Source organism: Nocardia sp. CDC153, from assembly GCF_035818515.1.
Lineage (GTDB): Bacteria > Actinomycetota > Actinomycetes > Mycobacteriales > Mycobacteriaceae > Nocardia.
Genome location: NZ_JAYKYU010000002.1, coordinates 1,165,976 through 1,188,654, shown reverse-complemented (window position 1 = coordinate 1,188,654; position 22,679 = coordinate 1,165,976). Strand labels below are relative to the sequence as shown.

Genomic DNA, 22,679 nt, shown 5'->3' with positions numbered 1-22,679 from the left:
CCTAGGCCCGCACCCGGGCAGCCGGCTCGACCGTGCCCCGTGTGGCCCACATCAATGAGCGCATGGCGCGTACGACCGAGGTTCGGGGGCGTGCCCGGATGGGCTGCCGGGTGGAATGATTCGGGGCGGAAGGTCAGTGGAGGACGCCGCCCGGGCGGCGGGTGGAGAGGGCGCGGCGGGCGTGGCGGGTGTCGGCACGGCGGTACGTGCGATGTGTGGACATGCGGGGTACGGATGGTCGGCCCGCACCGGCCGTGGGTTTGGCTCGGCGGCGGGTGAGGATTCGGTCGAGGCCTCGGGAGGCGAAGAAGGTGCCCAGGGCGGCGGCGAAGGCGGTTAGGCCTGCTATGAGTGGGGTGATGACGGTGATCAAGAAAAGCCCGAAGACGAATTCTCTTCGAGCGCTGTCGTCTTCGTTCATGATTTCCAGTATGCGAGGTGGGCGGAGCGCTTGTCCGCAGGTCCGCGCAGCATTCCCGGAATGCCCGGTCCCGGTTCGGGGTTCACGACCCCGAACCGGGAAATCGGGTCAGTTTCCCGTGCCCGGATTGCCGATCACGCCGGCGGCGGTCCCGTCCGCCATCGCCATGCCCGGCGGCGGCGCGATGCCGCCCGCGGCGAGCGCGGCGCGCGAGCCGCGCTTGCGGGTGCGCAGCCACTTCTCCACGCGGGTGGCGATCACCGTCAACGTGTAGTTGATGAGGATCATGATGACGGCCACCACGATCAGCGCCGGAATCGGATTCTGTTCCGCCGCACCGAGTTGCGTACCGCGGCGCACGATCTCCAGGTAGGTGATCTGATAGCCCAGCGCCGAGTCCTTGAGCGCCACCACCATCTGCGACACCAGCGCGGGCAGCATGGCGGTAATGGCCTGCGGCAGCAGAATGGTCACCATCACCTGCGTTTTGCGCATGCCCAGCGCGATGGCCGCCTCGGTCTGCCCCTTGGGGATGGCCCGGATGCCCGAGCGCACGATCTCGGCGATGACCGACCCGTTGTAGATGGTCAGCGCCACCACCACGGCCCCCAGCGCCAACTGGTCGGACGGGAAGACGTTCTGGGTGCCGAACAGGTTGAACAGGAAGATCATCAGGATCAGCACGGGAATCGCGCGCGAGATCTCCACGACCGCGCCCGCGACCCAGCGGATCACCCGATGATCCGACAGCCGCAGAATGCCGAAGATCATGCCCAAGACGAGGGCCAGCACGATCGACAGCACCGCCGCTTCCAGCGTGCCGCGCAGACCGGGCAGCAGGTAGGTGGTCCAGATCTGGCTCTCGGTGAACGGCTTCCACTTCGCCGAGGTGAACTGTCCCTTGTTGGCGAGGCCGTGGTAGACGAACCACACCGCGGCCGCCGCCACCACGATCACGACGACGGAATAGATCCGGTAGCGCAGCCGTGCGCGGGGTCCGGGCGCGTCGTAGAGGACCGATGCCTCGGGAGCGCGGTGGCCCAGGGTGATGGTCATCGCTTCACCTCGAATCGCTTGGCCAGCCAACCGAAGAGCAGCCCGGTCGGCAGCGTCAGAATGATGAACCCGAGCGCGAAGATGGCACCGATGCTCAGCGCCGCCGCCTCGGTCTCGTTCATCTCCGACATGAGCAGCGCGGCCTCACCGACACCGATGGCCGACGCGATGGTCGAGTTCTTGGTCAAGGCGATGAACACACTGCCCAGCGGGGCGATCACGGACCGAAACGCCTGCGGCAGCACCACATAGCGCAGGTTCTGCCCGAAGGTGAACCCCAGCGACCGCCCCGCCTCGGACTGCCCGAACGGCACCGTATTGATGCCCGAGCGCAGCGACTCGCACACGAAAGCCGCCGTGTAGATACTCAATCCGACGATCGCGAAGCGAAAGCTGTTCTCCGCGATACTGTTCGGCCCCTCCGGTGCCAACCGCCACCCGAGGGTCTGGTACAGGCCCAGCGAACAGAACACGATGATCAGCGTGAGCGGCGTATTGCGAATGATATTGACGTACAGGGTGCCGATCCACCGCGCGATCGGAACCGGCGACACCCGCATGGCCGCGACGACGGTGCCGAGGATCAACGCCCAGAACGCCGAATACAGCGTCAGTTTGATGGTCACCCAGAACGCGTCGAGCAGTTTGGTGTGATAGTTGGAGATCAAGTCGAACACGACTGCCCCATTCCTCCGATCGGAAAACGAAGCGCGCCGGGTGATTTCATGAGTCGGAAATCACCCGGCACGTGTCCGTGACTCAGTACCGGTCGACCGTGGGCGGCTGCGGGATCTGGAAGCCGGTGGAACCGAATTCCTTCTCCAGCGCGGCCTTCCACGCCCCGGAGGAGATCATGGCGTCGATGGCGTCATTGATCTTGCCGCGCGTTTCGGTGTCGCCCTTCTTCACGCCGATGCCGTACTTCTCGGTGGTGAAGGTATTGCCGACCACCTTCAGCGCGCCCGGCGACTGCGCCGCGTAACCGCGCAGAATGATGTCGTCGGTGGTGACCGCGTCGACCGCGCCCGACTTCAGCGCCTCCACGCACAGCGAGTACGTGTCGTACTCCTGCAGCTGCACCTCGTGGGCGTACTTGTCCTTGATGTTCTGCGCCGGGGTCGAGCCCTTGACCGAGCACAGCTTCTTGTTGCCGTTCAACGATTCCGGCCCGGTGATATCGGTATTGTCCGACCGCACCAGCAGCGACTGACCGGTCTGGAAGTACGGCCCCGCGAAGTCGACCTTCTGCTTGCGCGCGTCGGTGATCGAGTAGGTGGCGACGATGAAGTCGACCTGCCCGTTCTGGATCAGCGTCTCGCGCTGCGCCGACGGCGACTCCTTGAAGGTGATGTTCTCCGGCTTCACGCCCAGCTTGTCGGCCACGTACTTGGCGACATCGACATCGAAGCCGCTGTAGCTGCCGTCCTTGTTCAGCAGGCCCAGACCCGGCTGGTCGAACTTGATGCCGATGGTGAGCTTGCCGCCGGCGGCGTGCTGGCTGGCCGATTTGCTGCTGCCGCCGCCGCAGCCGGTGACGGCGAGCGCCAGGGCAGCCACTCCGGCGGCGATCCGGATTGCGTGGTTGATCCTCATCGAAGGTCCTGTTCTCTCGTGGAGTGCGGGAGTCTTTCCCGGGTGGGGTGGGGTCAGTGGGAAAGGATCTTGCCCAGGAAGTCCCTGGCGCGATCCGATTTCGGTGCGGTGAAGAAGGCCTCGGGCTCGGCGTCCTCGACGATCTGCCCGTCCGCCATGAACAGCACGCGATTGCCCGCGCGGCGCGCGAAGCCCATCTCGTGGGTGACGACCAGCATGGTCATGCCGTCCTTGGCCAGCTGCACCATCACCTCGAGCACCTCGGACACCATTTCCGGGTCGAGCGCGGAGGTGGGCTCGTCGAACAGCATCACCTTGGGATCCATGGCCAGCGCGCGGGCGATGGCCACGCGCTGCTGCTGGCCGCCGGACAGCTGCGCCGGATACTTGTCGGCCTGATTGGCGATGCCGACCCGCTCGAGCAGTTCGAGCGCGCGCTTGCGGGCCGCGTCCTTCTTCTGCCCGCGCACCTTCACCGGCGCGAGCATCACGTTCTCGAGAATCGTCTTGTGGGCGAACAGGTTGAACTGCTGGAACACCATGCCCACGTCGGCGCGCAGCTTGGCCAGCGCCTTGCCCTCGTCGGGGAGCTTCACCCCGTCGACGGCGATCTCGCCGGAGTCGATGGTCTCCAGTCGATTGATGGTTCGGCACAGTGTCGACTTGCCGGAGCCCGAGGGTCCCACCACGATCACGACCTGCCCCCGGGGCACTTCGAGATTGATGTCACGCAATACGTGCAGCGAGCCGAAGTGCTTGTCCACTTTCCGCATCGAGATCATCGGCGCGGAGTTGCTGATGGGATCGGCAGCGTCGGTCATGACCAGTGACCCTATATATGTCGTGCCCGAAATGCTCGTCTTTGAGTTGCCGGGGCCGCACTGTGCCGCAACCGAGACGCCGGTCACGCCCGTCAGGACGGGTTTATGGCCTCCGCGCGCCAGCTATTACCCTGGTTGGGTGAATTCCCCGGCCCGGACCTACGAGGTCCGCACCTACGGCTGCCAGATGAACGTGCACGACTCCGAGCGCCTCTCGGGTCTGCTCGAGGATGCCGGCTACGTCAAGGCAGTGGCCGGCGACACCGCCGACCTGGTCGTCTTCAATACCTGCGCGGTGCGCGAGAACGCCGACAACAAGCTGTACGGCACCCTCGGCCACCTCGCGCCCATCAAGGCCGAGCGGCCCGGCATGCAGATCGCCGTCGGCGGCTGTCTGGCGCAGAAGGACCGCGACACCGTGGTCAAGAAGGCCCCGTGGGTGGATGTGGTGTTCGGCACACACAACATCGGCTCGCTGCCGGTGCTGTTGGAGCGGGCCCGCCACAATGACGAGGCCCAGGTCGAGATCATCGAAGCGCTGGAAGCGTTTCCGTCGACGCTGCCCGCCAAGCGCGAGTCCGCCTACGCGGGCTGGGTGTCGATCTCGGTGGGCTGCAACAACACCTGCACGTTCTGCATCGTGCCGTCGCTGCGCGGCAAGGAGGTCGACCGGCGGCCCGGCGACGTGCTCGCCGAGGTGCAGGCGCTCGTCGACCAGGGCGTCATGGAGGTGACGCTGCTGGGTCAGAACGTGAACTCCTACGGCGTCTCCTTCGCCGACCCGAACGAGCAGCGCGACCGCGGCGCGTTCGCGAAACTGCTGCGCGCCACCGGAAACATCGAGGGCCTCGAGCGCGTGCGCTTCACCTCCCCGCACCCGGCCGAATTCACCGACGACGTCATCGAGGCCATGGCCGAGACCCCGAATGTCTGTCCGCAGCTGCACATGCCGCTGCAGTCGGGTTCGGACCGCGTGCTCAAGGCCATGCGCCGCTCCTACCGCAGCGCCAAGTTCCTCGGCATCATCGAGAAGGTGCGCGCGGCCATGCCGCACGCGGCCATCACCACCGACATCATCGTCGGCTTTCCGGGCGAGACCGAGGAGGACTTCCAGGCCACCCTGGACGTGGTGCGGCAGGCGCGCTTCACCAGCGCCTTCACCTTCCAGTACTCGATCCGCCCCGGCACACCCGCCGCGACCATGCCCGATCAGCTGCCGAAGGAAGTCGTCCAGGAGCGCTACGACCGGTTGATCGCACTGCAGGAACAGATTTCGCTGGAAGGCAATCAGGCGCTGATCGGCTCGACGGTCGAACTCCTGGTCGCCGAGGGCGCTGGCAAGAAGAACGACAGGACGGCCCGCATGTCCGGCCGCGCCCGCGACGGCCGGCTGGTCCACTTCCGCCCGCCCGCCAATCCCGCCCCCGGCACCGAGATTCGCCCCGGCGACGTCATCACCATCGACGTGACGGGCGCGGCCCCGCACTACCTGATCGCCGACGGCGAGGTCCTGACTCACCGCCGCACCCGCGCGGGCGACGCCCACGAACGCGGCATCACCCCGAAGACCGCGCCGATCGGCGTCGGCCTCGGCCTGCCGACCATCGGCGCGCCGGTGGTCGTCGAAACCGCCGCCGCGGGCTGCGGTTCCGCCTGCGGCGACTGACGGCGGCCAGCTCTCCATCACTCCGGAATGGTGGGGTCGCTGTCAACTACGCAGTGTCATAGGGCAGGATGCCAGGGGTACGTGCGGGCTCGTGAGCGGGAACTCCGGACCGCACGCCGCCGACCAATCGAGTAGGGCGTGAGCGGAATGAGCGAGCAGCAGTCCAATGGCCCCGACGAGCCCGCCGAGCGGTCGGAGCAGGCGCGGGAACCGGAGCGATCGGGCGAGCGAGCGCGGCCGGAAGAGCAAGCAGGACAGGCAGAACCGAGCCCCGAGGCGAACGAGGAGAGCATGAAGGCCGCGGAGAACAATCAGGACTTCGAGCAGTTCCGGTCGGATCTCGAAGCGGTCGAACGCAAGATCGCGGGGGAGATCGACCCGGGCGTGCGGGCCATGGTGGTCGCCGGGTCGGTGTTCGTGCTGTTGGCCTCGCTGGTGCTGCCGCACGCGGGCAAGACCCGCGGCTTCGACGTGCTGCTCTACGACACGGTCGCGCAGGGCGACCACATCGGGTTGCCGTCGCGGGTGTTCGTCTGGTTCGTGACGATCTTCGGGATCGGGTTCTCGGTGCTGGCGTTGATCACCCGGCGGTGGCTGCTGGCCTGGATCGCGGTGGCGGGCTCGGCGATCGCCAGCGTGTTCGGCGTGCTGTCGATCTGGCACCGGCAGACCCCGGGGCTGGGCAACTATCACGGTGCCGGACCGGGCGTCGGATTGATCGTGGCCACCATCGCGATCATGGTGTTGACCTTCCACTGGGTCCGCGTGGTGTGGGCCCGTACCTCCGTGCAGCTGGCCGCGGAGGAGCAGCGTCGGCTGGCCGCGGCCAAGGCCGAGGAGCAGCAGCGCCGCCGGTTGTTCGGCGAGGACTGAGTCTTCGACAGGGGCCCGGCGGCAACCGTGTTCGGTTGCCGCCGGGCCTTTTTCACGCGCTGATCAGGCGCGCTCCGGACGGTAGGCGAGACCGGCGATCGTGGCGGCCAGGCCCGCGACCACCATGAAGATCCAGCCCGCCCGGAATTCGGTCATGGTCCGGGTGGCGGCACCGCCCAAAATGGCGGTGAGGATGGCGACGCCGAGCGCGGAACTGGTCTGGCGGGCCATCATCAAAGTGCCGGAGCCGAGGGAGATCTGATCGGCGGGCAGCAGTGTCGAGGCCCCGAACAGCGGTGGTTGCAGCAGCGCGGTGCTGGCACCGGCCAGCAGCGCGCCCGGAATCATCACCACCGCATAGGAATGCGAGAAGCCGGTGGCCACCGTCCACCAGGCGCAGCCCAGCGCGATGGCCGCGCCACCCAGGGCGGCCGAGGCACGGGCACCGAAGCGGGCGACGAACCGGCCGGAGAACGGGGACATGATCAGGCAGCTGATCGGCATGGCCGCCACCCCGAAGCTCGCGCGCAGCGTCGAGTAGTGCCATTGCTCGGTCATGAACAGCGTCGCCTCCAGAATCATGGCGGCGAAGGCCAGGTAGTAGCAGAAGACGCCGAGGGTGGCGGTGCGGAAGAGGCGGTGCCGCAGGATGATCGGGCTCACCACCGGGTCGGGGTGGCGGCGCACGTGCAGCACGAACAGGGCGGTCAGGACGAGCGCGGCGAGCAGACAGCCCAGCGTGGCGGGCGCGGTGTAGCCCCAGTCGGTGGCCTGCACGAACACCGTGGTGAAAGCGGCTGTCGCGCCGAGGATCAGGGCCGCGCCCAGCAGATCCAGGCGGCGGTTGGCGCGCTGCTGGATATCGGGCAGCACCTTCAGCCCGAAGACGAAGGCCACCACCGTGAACGGCACGTTCAGCAGGAAGATCCAGCGCCATCCGGCCTGGAGCAGCAGGCCGCCGATGACCGGGCCGCTCGCGCCACCCGCCGCGGCGATGGCGGTCCAGATGCCCATGACGGTGGTGTGTTCGCGCTTCGGAAAGACCGGTAGCACCAGGCCGAGACCGGTCGGGATGAGAATGGCGGCGGCCGCGGCCTGCAGCACCCGGGCGATGATCAGGACCGCCAGGTTCGGGGCGAGGCCGCAGGCGATGGAGGCCAGGCCGAAAAGTGCTATGCCGAGCAGGAATCCGCGTTTGCGGCCGGTGTCGTCGGCGAACCGACCGGCCGGAACCAGGAGGGCGGCCATCACGATCGTGTAGGCGTTCAACGTCCACGACACCGTGCCGGTGGACGCGTTCCCGAAGGACTCCTGCAAGGCGGGGAAGGCGACGATGACCGCGAACAGATCCAGGATGGCCAGATACTGCGCGATCGCCGCAATGGCCAGTACCCGCCACCGGCGCGGGTCCGGCGGCGAATCCGGCTGGGGGACTGGGGTCGTGCGTTCGGTCGTCGTGGTCATGTCTCCGACTATCCGAGGCGGCGGCCCGATCCACGAGTGGCAGGAATGCCACACTCCGCTAGATTTCTGACAACCCACCGCGCTAGGTTGGAAGTGTGCCGCGGGGTATCGCGGTTGGGCATCAGGGCATTGCGAGAGGTGGGAACGTGGAGACGAATCGTCCCGGCACGCTGGCCGTGGCCGTCGCGCCCGGCATGCCGATCTTCGAGGTCGCCATTCCGTACCAGGTGTTCTACGAGCCGCCGATCGGCGTCGATCCCGACACCTGGTACGACTTCCAACTCTGCGGTCCGCGCGAAGCCCATCACGCCACGCTGCGAGATCCCTTCGTGGCGTTGACCGCCCACGACTACGACGACCTCGTGCGCGCCGATACGGTGATCGTCCCGTCCACGCCGAGCGTCCGCGAGGATCCGCCCGCCGACCTGGTCGAGGCCGTCCGGGCCGCGTACGAGCGCGGGGCCCGCATCGCCTCCCTGTGCACGGGCGCTTTCGTGCTGGCCGCCGCGGGCCTGCTCGACGGCCGCCGCATGACCACCCATTGGCGGCACATCGAGGCCCTGCGCACCCGGCATCCGCACCTCGATATCGACCCCGGCGTCCTCTACATCGACGATGGCCGCATTCTCACCAGCGCGGGCACCATGGCCGGAATGGACCTGTGCATCCACCTGATTCGCAAGGATCTCGGCTCCCAGGCCGCCAACGCGGCCGCCCGCTACCTGGTCGTCTCACCGCACCGCGCGGGCGGGCAGGCCCAATACGTGCAGTCCCCGGTCCCCGCCCGGCCCAGCGATTCGGGTCTCGCCGCCACCCTGGAATGGGCGCTGGCGAATCTCGAACGCCCCCTCACGGTTTCGGACCTCGCCGCCTACGCCAACCTCGGCGACCGCACCCTGGCCCGCCGCTTCCACGCCGAACTCGGCGCGACCCCGCTGCAGTGGCTGCTCACCCAACGCCTGATCCGAGCCCGAGAACTGCTGGAACTCACCGAACTTCCGGTCGACGTGGTCGCCGATCGCTGCGGCCTCGGCACCGCCGCCAACCTCCGCACCCACTTCAACCGCGAAGTGGGCATCTCCCCGAGCGAATACCGCCGCGCCCACCGCCCCACCCGCCACGAGGTGATCACCGAATCCCACTCGCTCGCAGCCGAACTCAACTGAGTGGTTCAATCCCGCCCGAGAATGTATTCGCCCAGCAGGTCGTACTGTTCGGCGTCGATGCCGTCGTCGAGCGGTACGGCCACCGCGACCGTGCCGAGCTCCTCGCCCACGAACAGTGCCGGGTCATTGCAATCCGCGAACCCGATCGCGTCGATACCGGCCTGCGCCGCCCCGCCGCACCAACCGTGGTCGGCCACAACCAGATCCGGCCATGGCTCCCCGGCCGCACGCAGCGCCTCCAGGGACAAACGGATCGGTACCGCCGAATGCGTGTGGATCGCCCCGCGCGTGGCCATCAGATTGGCGACGCCCTGGAAATAGTCGATGTGCAGTCGCTGGACGCCGTAGTGCGTCTGATCCTCCCAGACGGCTCCCGCGCCCGCCTCGACCACCGAGCCACCGGCCTCGACCAACGCCGCGGCCAGCCGCTGATACAGCCGGGTGAGCGTCTTCGGATGCCCGGTGGCGAACAGCACCCGCTGCCGCTCCCGAACCGCCTTGTCGAACCGCGCCGCGTACCGATCCAGCGCCGCCACCGTGCGTTCCGGATCAATGGTGTCCACCCCGCGCCGGAAATCCCGCCGCGAATCCACCCCGACCTTCCGAACCATCAAATCGAAAATCGCGTCGACATCCCACTCCGGGCCGATGTCGAGCCCGAACAGAAACCCCGGATCGCGTTGTGCCAGCCGCCAATAGTGCGCGAGATTGTTCTCCCTCGGCGTGGCCACCGGCCCCGCCATCCCCGTCGCGATCAAATGGGCGATCAGTTGTTCCCGACTCGGTGCCATGAACTCGAGCGTAACCAGGAACTGCGTTCAACGCCGATCATCTTGAGGGGCAGGGGATTTCACGTCCGGGGGCTAGGCCTGGCGGAGACAGCGAACCGGCCCGGCCTGTGGGGGCCGGGCCGGTTCGCTGTGTTACTGCCGGGTCAGCGCTGGCTGACCGCGCCTTCGGCGGCTTCGGCCCATTCGCGCCATTGCTTTGCCTGTTCGAGGGCCTTTTCGGCGTCGCGGGTCTTGCCCGCGGCCTGGGCCTTGGCGGCCTGTTCCTCGAATTGGGCTACGCGTTCGCGGAATTGGGCGGCGCGGGCCATGGCCTCGGGATCGGTGCGGCGCCATTGGGCGTCGACGGCCTCGCGGACCTTCTTCTCGATGGTGCGCAGGCGGGATTCGAGATCGTGCATGCGCTCGCGCGGGACCTTGCCGATGGCGTCCCACTTCTCCTGGAGTTCGCGCAGGGCCGTGCGAGCACCGTCGAGATCGGTCTCGGGGTTGATGTGCTCGTAGTGGCGCAGGAGTTCTTCCTTGGCGGTCGCGTTCTGCTCGAACTCGTGATCGCGTTCGCTGGCCGCGGAATTGCGGGCGGCGAAGAAGACGTCCTGGGCCGCCTTGAAGCGACGCCACAGCTGCTCGTCGGCCTCGCGCGGGGCGCGGCCCGCGGCCTTCCACTCGGTCAGCAGGTCGCGGAAGATGGCCGCGGTGCCGGACCAGTCGGTCGACCCGGAGAGTTCCTCGGCGCGCACGCAGAGTTCTTCCTTGCGGGTCTTCGCGGCCGCGCGTTCGCGATCGAGTTCGGCGAAATGCGCCCCGCGACGACGGTTGAACGCCTCGCGCGCCTTGGAGAAGCGACGCCACAGCGCGTCGTCGACCTTGCGGTCCACGCCGCGAATGGTCTTCCACTCGTCCAGGATCTCCCGCAGCCGGTCCCCGGCGACCTTCCACTGGGTGGATTCCGCAGCGATCTGCTCGGCCTCGGCGGCCAGGGCTTCTTTGCGCTCGGTTTGCTCGTGCCGGGTGCGTTCCTTCTCCTCCTTGGCGTGGGCGGCCGCCTCGTCGGAGTGTTCGATGATGGCGCGCAGCCGGGTGGCCAGACCGTCGATATCACCGATGACCGAGGCCGTCGGCAACGTCTCGGCAAGCGCGGTGGCGGCGGCCTTGGTCTTGCGGGCGTCGGTCCCCGCGGCCAGGCGCGCCTCGAGCAGCGCCACCTCGGTGGCCAGATCGTCGAAGCGGCGGCCGAAGTGGGCCAACCCCTCGGCGGCGTCCCCGGCCTGCCAGGATCCGATGACGCGTTCGCCGTCGGCGGTCTTGACCCAGGCGGTGCCGTCGTCGTCGACCCGGCCCCACTGGCTGGGGTCGCTCACGGTCGGCACGACCACCGGATGCGGGTGCGGGGTGGCCGGGCCCGGCGTGGGCTTGACGGCATGGGGTTTGGGCGACTCGGGTTTGCGGCGCGGGCCGCCCGGGCGGGGGGCGGCGGCCGCGGCCGGAGACGGCTTGGGCGTACCCGCGGGAGTGCTCGGGGCGGCTCCGGCGGACTCGCTCGGCGCGGGCTGGGCCGGCTCGCTCGACGGCGGCACGGCTGTTTCGCCGGTAGGGGCCCCAGCTGTTTCGTTGGAAGGGGTCCCAGCTGTTTCGCTAGAAGGAGTCACGGTCTCGCTCGGGGAGGGCAGCGGCGCGCCGGGCTTGGGCGTCGGGGTCGACTCCGAGTGGGTGGCCTTCTCGGTTCCGTTGTTGTCGGTCATTGCTCCTCGTCCCTGCCGCGCGTCACGGCTGCCTGGTTACGCCCTAGCTCATCTGTACAGCTGCATCCCATTCAACCAGGCTGAGATGGGAAATGCTGTCTTTGAGCCCGCTTCGGCGGCGCGGCGACCGTGCCGGGGTGGGGCTGGTGAGGTGCGTTAGCGCTACGGTTGACGGCGTGTTCTGTGTTGCGTCGTTGGTTCCCTCCCCGCCCGTGCTGGTGCCCGAACTCGAGGGTGCGGCCGGTGCGACGGGCGATGGCGACGTCGCGGCCCTGCGAGCTGCGGTCTTGCGGGCGGCCGGGGAGTTGGCGGCCCGCGCGTCGCGGTGGATCGTGGTCGGCGTGGCGGACTCGGAGGGGGTCGCCGCGGGCGCGGAAGCGGACCGGGTGATCGGTTCGGAATCGGTGGGCACATTCCGGGGATACGGGGTGGACGTGCGTGTCGGTTTTGCCGGATCCATCGATGCCGCCGGGTTCGGTCCCGGCGCGGACCCGCTACTGCCGCTCCCGGCGCTCATCGCGGGCTGGCTGCGCGGGCAGGCCGCCCCCGAGGCCGTCGCGGAATGCCGCCTGATCTCGGCCGATGCCTCCGCTGACGAGGCCCTGACCTTCGGCCGCCACCTGCGCGCGGAACTGGACGCCGAATCCGCGCCGACCGCCGTTCTGGTCGTCGGCGACGGCGCGGCAACCTTGTCGCTCAAGGCTCCGCGCTACCTCGACGAGCGCGCCGAGGGCGTGCAGGCCGAGATCGACCGGGCCTTGAGCGCGGGGGATCGGAAGGCCTTGGCGGCCTTGGACACACATCTGCTGGCCGAGCTCGACGTCGCGGGCCGACCCGCCTACCAGGTGCTGGCCGGACTCTTCGCCGTCGACCCGGCCGATCCCGAGGTCGAAACGCTCTATGCCGCGGCCCCGTTCGGCGTCGCCTACCACGTCAGCGTGTGGCAGCCGGTCGGCGCTCGCAGTGGAGTCGGCGCGTGAGGCCGATCGCCGTGGTCGGGCCGACCGCCACCGGGAAATCCGATCTGGCCCTCGATCTGGCGGAACGGCTGGACGGGGAGATCGTCAATATCGACGCGATGCAGCTGTATCGCGGGATGGACATCGGCACCGCGAAACTGCCGGTCGCCGAGCGTCGCGGCATCCCGCACCACCAGCTCGACGTGCTCGACATCACCGAGACCGCGACGGTCGCCGCCTACCAGGCCGCCGCCCGCGCCGACGTCGAGGCGATCATGGCCCGCGGGCATACCCCCGTGATCGTCGGCGGCTCCATGATGTACGTCCAAGCGCTGCTGGACGATTGGGACTTCCCGGCCACCGACCCGGAGATCCGCGCGAAATGGGAAGCGGTGCTGGCCGATCGCGGCACGGTCGCCGTGCACGAGGCGTTGAAGCTGGCCGATCCCGTGGCCGCGCGGACGATTCTGCCCACCGACGGCCGCCGCATGGTGCGCGCACTCGAAGTGGTGGAGCTGACCGGCAAACCCTTCGCCGCCTCCGCGCCCCAGATCGGTGAACCCCGTTGGGGCACGGTCATTCTCGGTGTCGATCGCGACACCGCCGAATTGGATGCCCGCATCGAGTTGCGCACGGCGAAGATGTTCGAATCGGGCCTGCTCGAGGAGACCGAACGGCTCATCACCCGGGGCCTGCGGCACGGCCAAACCGCTCGCCGCGCCATTGGATACGCCCAGGTCCTCGACTACCTCGACGGCGAATACGACCTCGCCGAGGCCCAGGAGCGCACCTTCATCGGCACCCGCCGCTACGTTCGCCGCCAACGCTCCTGGTTCCGCCGCGACCAGCGAGTGCACTGGGTCGACGGCGCGGATCCCGCCTTGGCCGCAACGGCTTCGGCCATTGTCGAGAAGGTGTCGGTCGGCCGCGCGTAACCGGGTCGGCCGCCGAACATCGCACCGGCACACACCTTTCCGGTCGACCGGACCCTTGACACTCCACGGTCGGCGGACACGCCAGAATCGCGCCGTGGATGTCGGGGGACCGCGCTACGTTGCTGGGGTGACGGGCCGTGGGAGTACGCGGAATGCCTCGGTGGAGCTGTGGCGGGAATACCTGAGCAACAGGGCCAAACGGGTGCGGGACGGTCGATTCCTGGTGCACGGCAGGCGCGCCATCACGCGCGGGCTCGAATACGGTTGGCCGCTGGAGACGCTCGTCTATCGGCTGGGCGCGCCCGAGCCGCCGGATTGGGTGCGGCAGCTGCTCGAGACCAGCGGGGTGACCGGGGTGGGCCTGGTGCCGGAGGTGATGGCCGAGCTGGCCGAGCCCTCGGAGCCGGTGCCGGAACTGGTGGCGGTCGCGGTGACGCGGCGGCCGGAACTCGAGGAGTTCGCGCCGGGCACACCGGAGGATCCGGCGACCGTGGTGGTCATCGACCGGCCCGCGTCGGCGGTTCGGCTCGGCGCGCTGATCCGGTCCGCGATGGCGTTCGGGGCGGGCGGGGTGATCGTGACCGGTTCCGGCGTCGACCATTACGACCCGCAGAGCGTGCGCGCCTCCGATGGCGCGCTGTTCGCGATCCCGGTGCTGCGCGCCTCGGGCCCGGCGCAGGTGGCCGCGTTCCGGGACCGGCAGGGGGCCCGCGGCATCGCGACCCGCATTGTCGGCAGTGACGATCGCGGCGGCCTCGCCCTCGACGACGCGCGTTTCGACGGCGGCACCGTCCTGGTGCTCGGCGACGAGAGCGAATCGCTCGGTCCCACGTGGCAGCGGGTGTGCGATGAGCTGGTCCGCATCCCGACCGACGGCACCCTCGGCGCGCCCTCCGCGGCGGCGGTGGCACTCTACGAAATAGCTCGGCAGCGCCGGGCGCTACGGTAAGGACCATGACGAGCGAGAACAGCGCCGCCGATATCGAATTCAGCAAGGGCCACGGCACCCAGAACGACTTCGTGGTGCTGCCCGACCCGGACGCGTGGCTGGAGCTCACGTCGTCCCGGGTCGCGGCGCTGTGTGATCGCCAGCGTGGGCTCGGCGCGGATGGCGTGCTGCGCGTGGCCCGTGCGGGCGCGTTGGTCGAGACCGGGGTGCTGGCGGCGCTGCCCGAGGGTGTGAGCGCCGGGGACTGGTTCATGGACTACCGCAATGCGGACGGGTCCATTGCCGAGATGTGCGGCAATGGTGTGCGGGTGTTCGCCCACTACCTGGTCGCGAACGGCCTGGAGCAGCGTGCGGAATTCGTGGTCGGCTCGCGCGCGGGTGCGCGGCCGGTGGTCGTGCACCACGCCGACCCGGTGCACGGCGAGGTGACCGTGGCGATGGGCACCGTGAAATCCCTCGGCCCCTCCACCGCCACCCTCGACGGCCGTGAATTCTCCGGCCTCGGAATCGATGTCGGCAACCCGCACCTGGCCTGCGTCGACCCGACCCTGACCCCGCAGATCCTCGCCGGTCTGAACTTGGAACACGCTCCCGCCTTCGACCACACCCTGTTCCCGCACGGTGTGAACGTCGAGATCCTCACCGCCCTCGGCGTCGGCTCCGACGGTGAAAAGGGCGTCGACATGCGCGTCTACGAGCGCGGCGTCGGCGAAACCCGCTCCTGCGGAACGGGAACCGTCGCCGCCGCGGCCGCCGCCCTCGCCGCCGACGGCTTCGACCTGTCCTCGGACGTCGGCCACATCAAGGTCCGCATCCCCGGCGGGGTCGTCACCGTCGGCATCGAGAACGGCGCGGCCTGGCTGCGCGGCCCTTCCGAACTCGTCGCCACCGGCCGCATCGCCGCCAAGTGGTGGCAGGACGCCTGATACCCAGGCAATCAATGAGCGCATTGACTCAGGAAGAGTGGCGTGCGCGCCGAGTGAGGTTGACGCCTGGACAGGTTGAAGCCAACCGCCGCGAAGTAGAGGCGCTCTTGGCGTGCAAGCTCCATGCTGGTCACGCGGCCTCAGAGGAGGCGTCGAGCGCGGGGTAGTCCAGGTAGCCGTCGGGGCCGCCGACGTACATCAGGGGTGCGTCGCCGAGTGGGTTGAGGGGTGCGCCGAGGCGTAGGCGGTCCACCAGGTCGGGATTGGCCAGGAAGGCGCGGCCCAGAGAAGCCAGGTCCGCGCCCGCCGCGAGGAGGGCCTCGGCGGCGGCCTTGCCACCGTCGGCGGGTAGCTCGCCCCGGCCGAGGTTCGGGTTGGCGATCAAGGTGTGCGGCCACAGCTGCCGAATCCGCTGGAAGAGTGCGCTTTCCGGGTCGGCGAAGACAATGTGCAGATACGCCGGGTGCCGTCGGGCGAGTGCGGTGACCAGTGCCGGGTACAGCTCGTCGGTGTCGTTCTCGGCGATGCCGTTGGTGGTGACGCCGGGCGCGATGCGGATGCCGACGCGGTCCGCGCCGATGGCCGCGATGACCGCGTCCACCACCTCGAGGGTGAAGCGGATGCGGTGGGCGATCGGGCCGCCGTAGGCGTCGGTGCGTCGGTTGGTGTTGGCCGCCAGGAACTGGTGCAGCAGATGGCCGTTGGCGCTGTGGATTTCGACGCCCTCGAATCCGGCGGCCACCGCATTGCGGGCCGCGGTGGCGAAATCGGCGATGGTGTCCTGGATATCGGCCGGGCTCAGTTCGCGCGGTGTCACCGACTCCTGATGCCCGGACGGGGTGTGAATGCCCTCGGGCAGCGGAATCGGCGACGGTGCCACGGGAATCAGCCCGCTGTTGTCGGGATGCCCGACGCGTCCGCCGTGCTGTAGTTGCAGGAACATCCGCCCGCCCGCGTCCCGCACCGAATCGGTGACGCGCCGCCAGCCCGCGATATGCGAATCGGTGTGGATGCCAGGGATGTTCGGATAGGTCTGCCCGACCGCGTTCGGCGTCGTGCCCTCGGCGATGATCAGCCCGGCCCCCGCGCGCTGGGTGTACATGATCCGCATGAGCTCCGACGGGGTCCCGTCGGCCTCGGCGCGATTGCGTGTCAGCGGGGCCATGACCAGCCGGTTCGGGAGTTCCAGTGCGCCCAGCCGGGCGGTGGTGAAGAGGTCCGTGTTCGTCATGCCGGTAAGGTAGAACCTGACATTGATGTGAGGTGCAAGCCTCGGATTCCGGAGTGCCCCATGCGAATCGGTGAGCTGGCCAAACGCACCGGGGTGAGCGAACGCTCGCTGCGCTACTACGAGGAGCAGGGGCTGTTGGTGCCCACCCGGACGCCCGGCGGGCAGCGCGACTATCCGGAGATGGCCGTCGACCGCGTCATCCACATTCAGGAGCTCTTCGCCGCGGGCCTGGGCAGCAAGAAGATCTACGCGATCCTGCCGTGCATGCGGGACAGCGACGGTGGCGCGAACGAACGCGCCACGCCCGAGTTGGTCCACGAGTTGCGGGCCGAACGCGACCGCATCGACCGCACGATCGCCGACCTGGTGCGCTCCCGCGAGGTCCTCGACGATGTCATCGCGCGGGCTGGGGAACGCTTCGCCGCGAAATAACCGAATGCGGCGCTCCGTTGGGACGTGGGACCATGGAGGTATATGAGTAAGCCAGAAACGTATGAGTTCACCCCCGCCGAGGACCTCGACGAGGAGACCGCCGCCCCCGAAACCGGTCGCAACGGCTGGTCGGCCCCGCCGACGGTCGGTGAATTGCAGCTCGACGAGCGCAGCGCCCTGCGCCGCGTCGCGGGTCTGTCCACCGAACTCGAAGACGTCACCGAGGTCGAGTACCGGCAGCTGCGCCTCGAACGCGTGGTGCTGGTCGGTGTCTGGACCGAGGGCACGGCCACCCAGGCCGAGGCGAGCATGGCCGAGCTGGCCGCCCTCGCCGAGACCGCCGGTTCGGAAGTGCTCGATGCGCTGATCCAGCGTCGCGACCGCCCCGACAAGTCGACCTACATCGGTTCGGGCAAGGCCGAGGAGTTGCGATCCATCGTGCTCGAGTCCGGTGCCGACACCGTCGTCTGCGACGGTGAGCTGACCCCCGCGCAGCTGACCGCGCTGGAGAAGGTCGTGAAGGTGAAGGTCATCGACCGCACCGCGCTGATCCTGGACATCTTCGCCCAGCACGCCACCTCGCGGGAGGGCAAGGCGCAGGTCTCGCTCGCGCAGATGGAGTACATGCTCCCGCGGCTGCGCGGTTGGGGTGAGTCCATGTCCCGGCAGGCCGGTGGTCGCGCGGGCAGCAATGGCGGTGTGGGTCTGCGTGGTCCCGGTGAGACCAAGATCGAGACCGATCGCCGCCGCATTCGTGAGCGAATGGCCAAGCTGCGCCGCGAGATTCGCGAGATGAAGACGGCCCGCGACACCAAGCGCGCCAAGCGCACCGCCAGCGGTATTCCGCAGGTCGCGATTGTCGGCTACACCAACGCGGGCAAGTCCTCGCTGATGAACGCGCTCACCGATGCCGGAATCCTGGTGCAGGACGCGCTGTTCGCCACCCTGGATCCGACCACGCGCCGGGCCGCGCTCGAGGACGGCCGCGAGGTCGTGTTCACCGACACCGTCGGGTTCGTGCGTCACCTGCCGACCCAGTTGGTCGAGGCGTTCCGCTCGACGCTGGAGGAGGTGACGGGCGCGGATCTGCTGCTGCACGTGGTGGACGGCTCGGATCCGCTGCCGGATCAGCAGATCAAGGCGGTGCGCGAGGTCATCACCGATGTGCTGCGCGACACCAAGACGCCCGCCCCGCCGGAGCTGCTGGTGGTCAACAAGATCGACGCCCTCGATCCGCTGGACCTGACCCAGCTGCGCGGCTGGCTGCCCGACGCGGTCTTCGTCTCCGCCCGCACCGGTGCCGGCCTCGACCAACTCCGCGACCGCCTGGGCCAGATCCTCGGCGGCCTGGACGTCGAGATCAGCGTCCTGCTCCCCTACACCCGCGGCGACCTCCTGGCCCGAATCCACGCCGACGGCAAGATCATCACCTCCGACCACGAGCCCGACGGCACCCGAGTCCACGCCCGAGTCCCCACCGCCCTCGCCGCCCAACTCGCCGACTACGCCCACGCCGGCTCCGACCCCGACCAGCAGTAGCCACAAGACCAGGGAGCTCTCCCCGCGGAATCTCACCCGATTCCCCGCGCCAAGAGCTCCCTGATCTTGTTCAGTCCGGCTGGTGTCGAAGAGGATGTTGCGGTAGTTGGTGAGCGAAGGCAGCCGACGGGAGGCGGCGTGCGTGCGCAGCTGTGAAATCACTACGCCAGGTTCGGCGATCTGGCCAGGGCGTGTTCGGGCAGGTTCAGTTGCACCAGGGTCGCGCCGATGAGAATGATTACCGCGCCGCCGATTTGGATCGGACCGAGCGCTTGGCCGAGCAATGCCCAGGCCAGGAGGGCGGCGACCAGCGGTTCCACCAGTGCGAGGGTGGCGGACGCGGACGCGGGTAGCTGACGCAGGGCATGTAGCCCGGTCAAGTAGGGCAGCACGGTCGCGGCGACCGCCAGGACCAAGAGCGCCGACCATACCGGTGTTCGCAGGTTGCCCAGTGCTGCCGAGGCGGTGAGTGGGCCCACGGGCAGCGACCAAGGGGGCGTGAAGACCGCTAAAAGTATTGCGCCGATGGTTAATCCGATTGCTGTCATCCCGAGTGGGTCGTGTCTGCTCGCTCCGTATTCGCCGATTAGGAAGTATCCGGCCGAGCACAGTGCGGATCCGAGGGCGGCTGCGATACCTACCAAGTCCAACCGCGCGCCCTGCCAGACCTGGGCCACCAGTGCTAATCCAGTTAGCGCTAGGCCGATGCCGTACCACGCTCGTCGTGGTAGCCGAGTCCGCCGTACGAATTGCGACCACAGTGCGACCAGTGCCGGGGCGAGGTTGACCAGCACCATCGCCAGGCCGATCGGAATACGCTGCACCGCCACGAAAAACAGCAACTGCACCCCGGCGACTCCGAGCACCCCATACCCGCCCAGCGTCCACAGATCACCACGCCGGAACTTCAAGGCCTGCGGTCGAACCACCGCGACCGCCGGAACGAGCACCGCTGCGGCAACCCCGATCCGCGCCACTGTCACCGCCGCCGGTGACCACCCTGCCACCATCACCGCCTTTGCTATCGGCCCGGAGGTCGCGAACAAGGCCCAGGACATCAAGCTCCACGCGGTGGCCCTGGACCGCGTCGGTGATCGCGCAACGATTTTCGTCATCAACACGTGGGCAGTGTGGTCACGTGACCGCCAACCTGGCCACGCAATTTCCGGCGGGAGAGACCTCCGGCACCGTTCGGCCTCCCGAAATGGGCTGATCCCTGCACAATTCCGCACCGAAGGGCAGGTTCCTGCCGATTCCGCTGTCATAGTGCAGGATTTGGCCCATCTGGCCCGGCCGTCCCTCTGCCGATGCTTCCGCTGAATGGCGCAGGAGGGAGGGAATTTCGGACAAATCACCTCGGAGGTGCGCCACTCGGCGACACTCGGGGGATGGACGGTGATTTGGGCATGACAGGGTCGGCGGGCGCGCGGCGCGGGGATGTCGCCGCGATGCTGCTGGATCGGGTGGGGGATCGGCGGGTGGGGTTGCGGACTCGGGAGGGGGAGTGGAGTTGGGATGCCGTGGTTCGGGAGTCGGCGGCTCGGGGGGAGTTGGCGCGAGAGTTGCGGCGGGAGGGGCCGTTTCATGTCGGGGTGTTGCTCGACAATGTGCCGGATTTTGTGTTTTGGCTCGGCGGTGCGGCGTTGGTGGGGGCTACCGTGGTCGGGATCAATCCGACGCGGGGGGATGCGCAGTTGGAGGCCGATATTCGGTATGTGGACTGTCAGTTGATCGTCACCGATACGGCGGGGATGGGGCGGCTGCGGGGGCTGGATCTCGGGCTCGAGGCGGATCGGTTTCTGCTGGTGGATGATCCGGCCTACCTCGAACGGGTTGCGGCGCATCGGGTCGAGCCGGTCGCGTACGCGGGGGCGGAAGACTTGTTGCTGTTGCTGTTCACGTCGGGGACTACCGGGACGTCGAAGGCGGTCAAGTGCAGTCAGCGGCGGTTGGCGGCTATTGCCTATGGGGCGAGTGACAAGTTCGGACATGTGCGCGAGGATGTCGATTACTGCTGTATGCCGTTGTTTCACGGCAATGCGATCATGGCGCTGTGGGCTCCCGCGCTGGCCAATGGCGCGACGGTGTGCCTCACTCCGAAGTTCTCGGCCTCTGGATTCCTCTCGGATGTGCGGTATTTCGGCGCGACGTTCTTCACCTACGTGGGCAAGGCGCTCGGCTACCTGCTGGCGACCCCGGAGGCCCCGGATGACGCCGACAACACGCTGGTGCGCGGCTTCGGCACCGAGGCATCGGTGGCCGATCAGGCCGAGTTCCGCCGCCGCTTCGGGGCCCCGCTGTTCGAGGGCTACGGCTCCAGCGAGGGCCCGGCCCTGGCCGCCCTCGACCCGCAGGCTCCACCGTCGGCGCTCGGTCGACCCGCGCATCCGGGTGTGGCCGTGGTGAATCCGGAGACTCTCGAAGATTGCGCCCGAGCCGTGCTGGATGAATACGGTCGGGTCCTGAATCCGGAGGAAGCCGTCGGCGAGATGATCGACAAGGCGGGCGCGCTCGTGTTCGAGGGCTATTACAAGAACGATGTCGCGGATGCCGAGCGATTGCGGAATGGCTGGTATTGGACCGGCGACCTCGGCTATATCGACCAGGCGGGCTTTCTCTATTTCGCGGGCCGCAAAGGCGATTGGCTGCGCGTGGACGGCGAGAACATCTCGACGCTGGCGATCGAACAGGTCATTCGACGCCATCCCGCCGTGATCGCCGCCGCCGTCTACGGCGTCCCCGACCCCCGCTCGGGCGACGGGGTGATGGCCGCCATCGAGGTCGCCGACCCGGCCGCCTTCGATGTGACCGAGTTCGCCGAATTCCTCAGCGCCCAAAATGATCTCGGCAGCAAGGGTGCGCCGAGACTGCTGCGGGTCTCGGCCGATCTCCCCGTCACCGGTTCGAACAAGGTGCTCAAACGCGAACTGCAACAGCAGCGTTGGCACACCACCGATCCGGTCTATCGCTGGTTCGGTCGCGGCAAACCCGAGTACGACCGCTTCACCGACTCGGACAAATCCGAACTGAAGGCAGAGTTTTCCACTTTCGGACGCGACAACCTGTTCTAACCCTCGGTCTGTGACCTGCAAGAGCTTTCGTTACGATGCTGTTATCGAAGGCTCTGCAGGGAGGGTTGTCTTGTCTCGTAATGACCAACATTCGTCCGAAAACGAAAAGCCCAGGGGGCTCAGCGACGGCGCACCGCTGCACGTCGATCTCACCGACACCGACCGCCGCATTATCGATCTGCTCATGGCCCCGTCGCGCGCCTGGTTCAGCCCGCGCTTCTACGGCATGGAGAACTTCCCCGACCATGGCCCGGTACTGCTGGTCGGCAATCACTCGCTGGCGGGCGGCACCGACGCGCCGCTGCTCGCCCACGAGATCCTGGTGAAGCGCGACCGGCTGGTGCGGGGGCTGGCCGAGAACGTGCTCATCGACGTCCCGGGCTTGCGAGATGTGTTGCAGCGCTGGGGAATCGTGCGCGGCAACCGCCACAACTGCACCACGCTGCTCGAGCAGGGCGAGGCCGTGGCGGTGTTCCCGGGCGGCGGCCGCGAGGCCATGCGCGGCAAGGGGCAGAAGTACAAGCTGCTGTGGGAGGGCCGCACCGGTTTCGCCAAAATGGCCATTCGGACCGGCGCGCCCATCGTCCCGACCGCCATGGTCGGCGGCGACGACATCTACGACATCGTCTTCGACGGCGACCACCCGGTCATGACGCCGCTGCGCAAGGCCGTCGAGGGCCTGGGTCTGCGCTCGAATCTGACCCCGCCACTCATCCGCGGCCTCGGCCCGACCCTGGTGCCCAAGCCGGAGCGCTTCTACTACGCGCTCGGCACGCCGATCGACACCAGCCCCTGGCGCGATGCCGAGGATCTCGAGGCCGCCGCGCGCGATCTGCAGGTCGTGGTGAAGAAGGCCCTGGAAGAAGAACTCGACTTCCTGCTGGCCGAGCGCGACCGTGACCGGGGTCGCAGCCTGCTGGGTCGCACCCTGGACCGCTTCGGTCTCTAGCGCGTCACCCTGACTTCTCGGTAGGTTTACCGAGGTTCAGCCCCTCCGTTCCGCGACGTCAATGGCGACCGTCGCAGTTCGGACCACTTTCCGGCCCC

General features: G+C 68.3%; 21 protein-coding genes. 11 read left to right on the top strand and 10 right to left on the bottom strand.

The window, feature by feature from the left end:
- Window positions 1-133: 133 nt before the first annotated feature.
- The 5 genes from VMT65_RS13965 to VMT65_RS13945 all read right to left on the bottom strand — a co-directional run bounded on the left by VMT65_RS13965 (window position 134) and on the right by VMT65_RS13945 (window position 3,852).
- Window positions 134-421, bottom strand: coding sequence for a hypothetical protein (locus VMT65_RS13965; protein ID WP_326308602.1), 288 nt, complete (start codon window positions 419-421; stop codon window positions 134-136).
- Window positions 422-529: 108 nt separating this feature from the next.
- Window positions 530-1,477 carry an amino acid ABC transporter permease gene (locus VMT65_RS13960; RefSeq protein WP_326308601.1) on the bottom strand — a complete coding sequence of 316 codons (948 nt, stop codon included), beginning with the start codon at window positions 1,475-1,477 and terminating at the stop codon, window positions 530-532.
- Window positions 1,474-2,154 carry an amino acid ABC transporter permease gene (locus VMT65_RS13955; protein ID WP_326308600.1) on the bottom strand — a complete coding sequence of 227 codons (681 nt, stop codon included), beginning with the start codon at window positions 2,152-2,154 and terminating at the stop codon, window positions 1,474-1,476. The genes VMT65_RS13960 and VMT65_RS13955 overlap by 4 nt, the downstream gene beginning before the upstream one ends.
- 82 nt (window positions 2,155-2,236) lie before the next feature.
- Complete coding sequence (locus VMT65_RS13950) at window positions 2,237-3,070, bottom strand: glutamate ABC transporter substrate-binding protein (protein ID WP_326308599.1); 834 nt, start codon at window positions 3,068-3,070, stop codon at window positions 2,237-2,239.
- Window positions 3,071-3,123: 53 nt separating this feature from the next.
- Entirely contained in the window at window positions 3,124-3,852 is a 729-nt protein-coding gene (locus VMT65_RS13945; protein WP_326309172.1) for an amino acid ABC transporter ATP-binding protein, read from the bottom strand.
- Window positions 3,853-4,030: 178 nt separating this feature from the next.
- Between VMT65_RS13945 and miaB the strand changes: the two genes are divergently transcribed.
- Complete coding sequence (gene miaB / locus VMT65_RS13940; RefSeq protein WP_326308597.1) at window positions 4,031-5,557, top strand: tRNA (N6-isopentenyl adenosine(37)-C2)-methylthiotransferase MiaB; 1,527 nt, start codon at window positions 4,031-4,033, stop codon at window positions 5,555-5,557.
- Window positions 5,558-5,848: 291 nt separating this feature from the next.
- Entirely contained in the window at window positions 5,849-6,430 is a 582-nt protein-coding gene (locus VMT65_RS13935; RefSeq protein ID WP_326309171.1) for an Rv2732c family membrane protein, read from the top strand.
- A gap of 63 nt (window positions 6,431-6,493) precedes the next feature.
- Here the strand turns inward: VMT65_RS13935 and VMT65_RS13930 are convergent, their stop codons facing one another.
- A complete protein-coding gene (locus tag VMT65_RS13930; protein WP_326308596.1) occupies window positions 6,494-7,894 on the bottom strand; it encodes an MFS transporter in 1,401 nt (466 codons plus the stop codon).
- Between the two features lie 146 nt (window positions 7,895-8,040).
- Here VMT65_RS13930 and VMT65_RS13925 point away from each other — a divergent pair, with 146 nt between their 5' ends.
- Window positions 8,041-9,060, top strand: a complete 1,020-nt coding sequence (locus VMT65_RS13925; RefSeq protein ID WP_326308595.1) for a GlxA family transcriptional regulator — start codon at window positions 8,041-8,043, stop codon at window positions 9,058-9,060.
- Between the two features lie 5 nt (window positions 9,061-9,065).
- Here VMT65_RS13925 and VMT65_RS13920 read toward each other — a convergent pair whose 3' ends face one another.
- Window positions 9,066-9,851, bottom strand: a complete 786-nt coding sequence (locus VMT65_RS13920) for a phosphatase (protein WP_326308594.1) — start codon at window positions 9,849-9,851, stop codon at window positions 9,066-9,068.
- A 143-nt stretch (window positions 9,852-9,994) separates the two neighbouring features.
- Window positions 9,995-11,590, bottom strand: a complete 1,596-nt coding sequence (locus VMT65_RS13915) for a DUF349 domain-containing protein (RefSeq protein ID WP_326308593.1) — start codon at window positions 11,588-11,590, stop codon at window positions 9,995-9,997.
- 176 nt (window positions 11,591-11,766) lie between these two features.
- Here VMT65_RS13915 and VMT65_RS13910 point away from each other — a divergent pair, with 176 nt between their 5' ends.
- The 4 genes from VMT65_RS13910 to dapF all read left to right on the top strand — a co-directional run bounded on the left by VMT65_RS13910 (window position 11,767) and on the right by dapF (window position 15,359).
- Window positions 11,767-12,570 carry a hypothetical protein gene (locus tag VMT65_RS13910; RefSeq protein ID WP_326308591.1) on the top strand — a complete coding sequence of 268 codons (804 nt, stop codon included), beginning with the start codon at window positions 11,767-11,769 and terminating at the stop codon, window positions 12,568-12,570.
- Window positions 12,567-13,484, top strand: coding sequence for a tRNA (adenosine(37)-N6)-dimethylallyltransferase MiaA (gene miaA / locus VMT65_RS13905; RefSeq protein WP_326308590.1), 918 nt, complete (start codon window positions 12,567-12,569; stop codon window positions 13,482-13,484). The genes VMT65_RS13910 and miaA overlap by 4 nt, the downstream gene beginning before the upstream one ends.
- Before the next feature lie 127 nt (window positions 13,485-13,611).
- Entirely contained in the window at window positions 13,612-14,433 is an 822-nt protein-coding gene (locus VMT65_RS13900) for a TrmH family RNA methyltransferase (RefSeq protein ID WP_326308589.1), read from the top strand.
- A gap of 5 nt (window positions 14,434-14,438) precedes the next feature.
- Window positions 14,439-15,359 (top strand): diaminopimelate epimerase, encoded by a 921-nt coding sequence (dapF, locus tag VMT65_RS13895; RefSeq protein ID WP_326308588.1) that lies wholly within the window; start codon window positions 14,439-14,441, stop codon window positions 15,357-15,359.
- 130 nt (window positions 15,360-15,489) lie between these two features.
- Here the strand turns inward: dapF and VMT65_RS13890 are convergent, their stop codons facing one another.
- Entirely contained in the window at window positions 15,490-16,590 is a 1,101-nt protein-coding gene (locus VMT65_RS13890; protein ID WP_326308587.1) for an alkene reductase, read from the bottom strand.
- 60 nt (window positions 16,591-16,650) lie between these two features.
- Here VMT65_RS13890 and VMT65_RS13885 point away from each other — a divergent pair, with 60 nt between their 5' ends.
- Window positions 16,651-17,022, top strand: a complete 372-nt coding sequence (locus tag VMT65_RS13885; protein WP_326308586.1) for a MerR family transcriptional regulator — start codon at window positions 16,651-16,653, stop codon at window positions 17,020-17,022.
- Window positions 17,023-17,064: 42 nt separating this feature from the next.
- The gene (gene hflX / locus VMT65_RS13880; RefSeq protein WP_326308585.1) at window positions 17,065-18,561 is read left to right on the top strand and encodes a GTPase HflX; all 1,497 of its coding nucleotides are present in this window, start codon (window positions 17,065-17,067) and stop codon (window positions 18,559-18,561) included.
- A 161-nt stretch (window positions 18,562-18,722) separates the two neighbouring features.
- On the opposite strand, the gene VMT65_RS13875 is transcribed toward hflX, so the two are convergent.
- Window positions 18,723-19,619, bottom strand: a complete 897-nt coding sequence (locus VMT65_RS13875) for an EamA family transporter (RefSeq protein ID WP_326308583.1) — start codon at window positions 19,617-19,619, stop codon at window positions 18,723-18,725.
- Between the two features lie 330 nt (window positions 19,620-19,949).
- Between VMT65_RS13875 and VMT65_RS13870 the strand changes: the two genes are divergently transcribed.
- Together VMT65_RS13870 and VMT65_RS13865 are read left to right on the top strand one after the other, a co-directional pair.
- Entirely contained in the window at window positions 19,950-21,632 is a 1,683-nt protein-coding gene (locus VMT65_RS13870; protein ID WP_326308582.1) for an AMP-binding protein, read from the top strand.
- A 70-nt stretch (window positions 21,633-21,702) separates the two neighbouring features.
- Window positions 21,703-22,581: a lysophospholipid acyltransferase family protein gene (locus VMT65_RS13865; protein ID WP_326308580.1), complete on the top strand. Its 879-nt coding sequence runs from the start codon at window positions 21,703-21,705 to the stop codon at window positions 22,579-22,581.
- The last annotated feature ends 98 nt before the right edge of the window (window positions 22,582-22,679 follow it).

Coding starts and splice junctions, on each gene's coding strand:
- VMT65_RS13965 (WP_326308602.1), bottom strand. CDS start 421: ATGAACGAAGACGACAGCGCTCGAAGAGAATTCGTCTTCGGGCTTTTC.
- VMT65_RS13960 (WP_326308601.1), bottom strand. CDS start 1,477: ATGACCATCACCCTGGGCCACCGCGCTCCCGAGGCATCGGTCCTCTAC.
- VMT65_RS13950 (WP_326308599.1), bottom strand. CDS start 3,070: ATGAGGATCAACCACGCAATCCGGATCGCCGCCGGAGTGGCTGCCCTG.
- VMT65_RS13945 (WP_326309172.1), bottom strand. CDS start 3,852: ATGATCTCGATGCGGAAAGTGGACAAGCACTTCGGCTCGCTGCACGTA.
- VMT65_RS13935 (WP_326309171.1), top strand. CDS start 5,849: ATGAAGGCCGCGGAGAACAATCAGGACTTCGAGCAGTTCCGGTCGGAT.
- VMT65_RS13930 (WP_326308596.1), bottom strand. CDS start 7,894: ATGACCACGACGACCGAACGCACGACCCCAGTCCCCCAGCCGGATTCG.
- VMT65_RS13920 (WP_326308594.1), bottom strand. CDS start 9,851: ATGGCACCGAGTCGGGAACAACTGATCGCCCATTTGATCGCGACGGGG.
- VMT65_RS13915 (WP_326308593.1), bottom strand. CDS start 11,590: ATGACCGACAACAACGGAACCGAGAAGGCCACCCACTCGGAGTCGACC.
- dapF (WP_326308588.1), top strand. CDS start 14,439: ATGACGAGCGAGAACAGCGCCGCCGATATCGAATTCAGCAAGGGCCAC.
- VMT65_RS13890 (WP_326308587.1), bottom strand. CDS start 16,590: ATGACGAACACGGACCTCTTCACCACCGCCCGGCTGGGCGCACTGGAA.
- VMT65_RS13885 (WP_326308586.1), top strand. CDS start 16,651: ATGCGAATCGGTGAGCTGGCCAAACGCACCGGGGTGAGCGAACGCTCG.
- hflX (WP_326308585.1), top strand. CDS start 17,065: ATGAGTAAGCCAGAAACGTATGAGTTCACCCCCGCCGAGGACCTCGAC.
- VMT65_RS13875 (WP_326308583.1), bottom strand. CDS start 19,619: ATGTCCTGGGCCTTGTTCGCGACCTCCGGGCCGATAGCAAAGGCGGTG.
- VMT65_RS13870 (WP_326308582.1), top strand. CDS start 19,950: ATGGACGGTGATTTGGGCATGACAGGGTCGGCGGGCGCGCGGCGCGGG.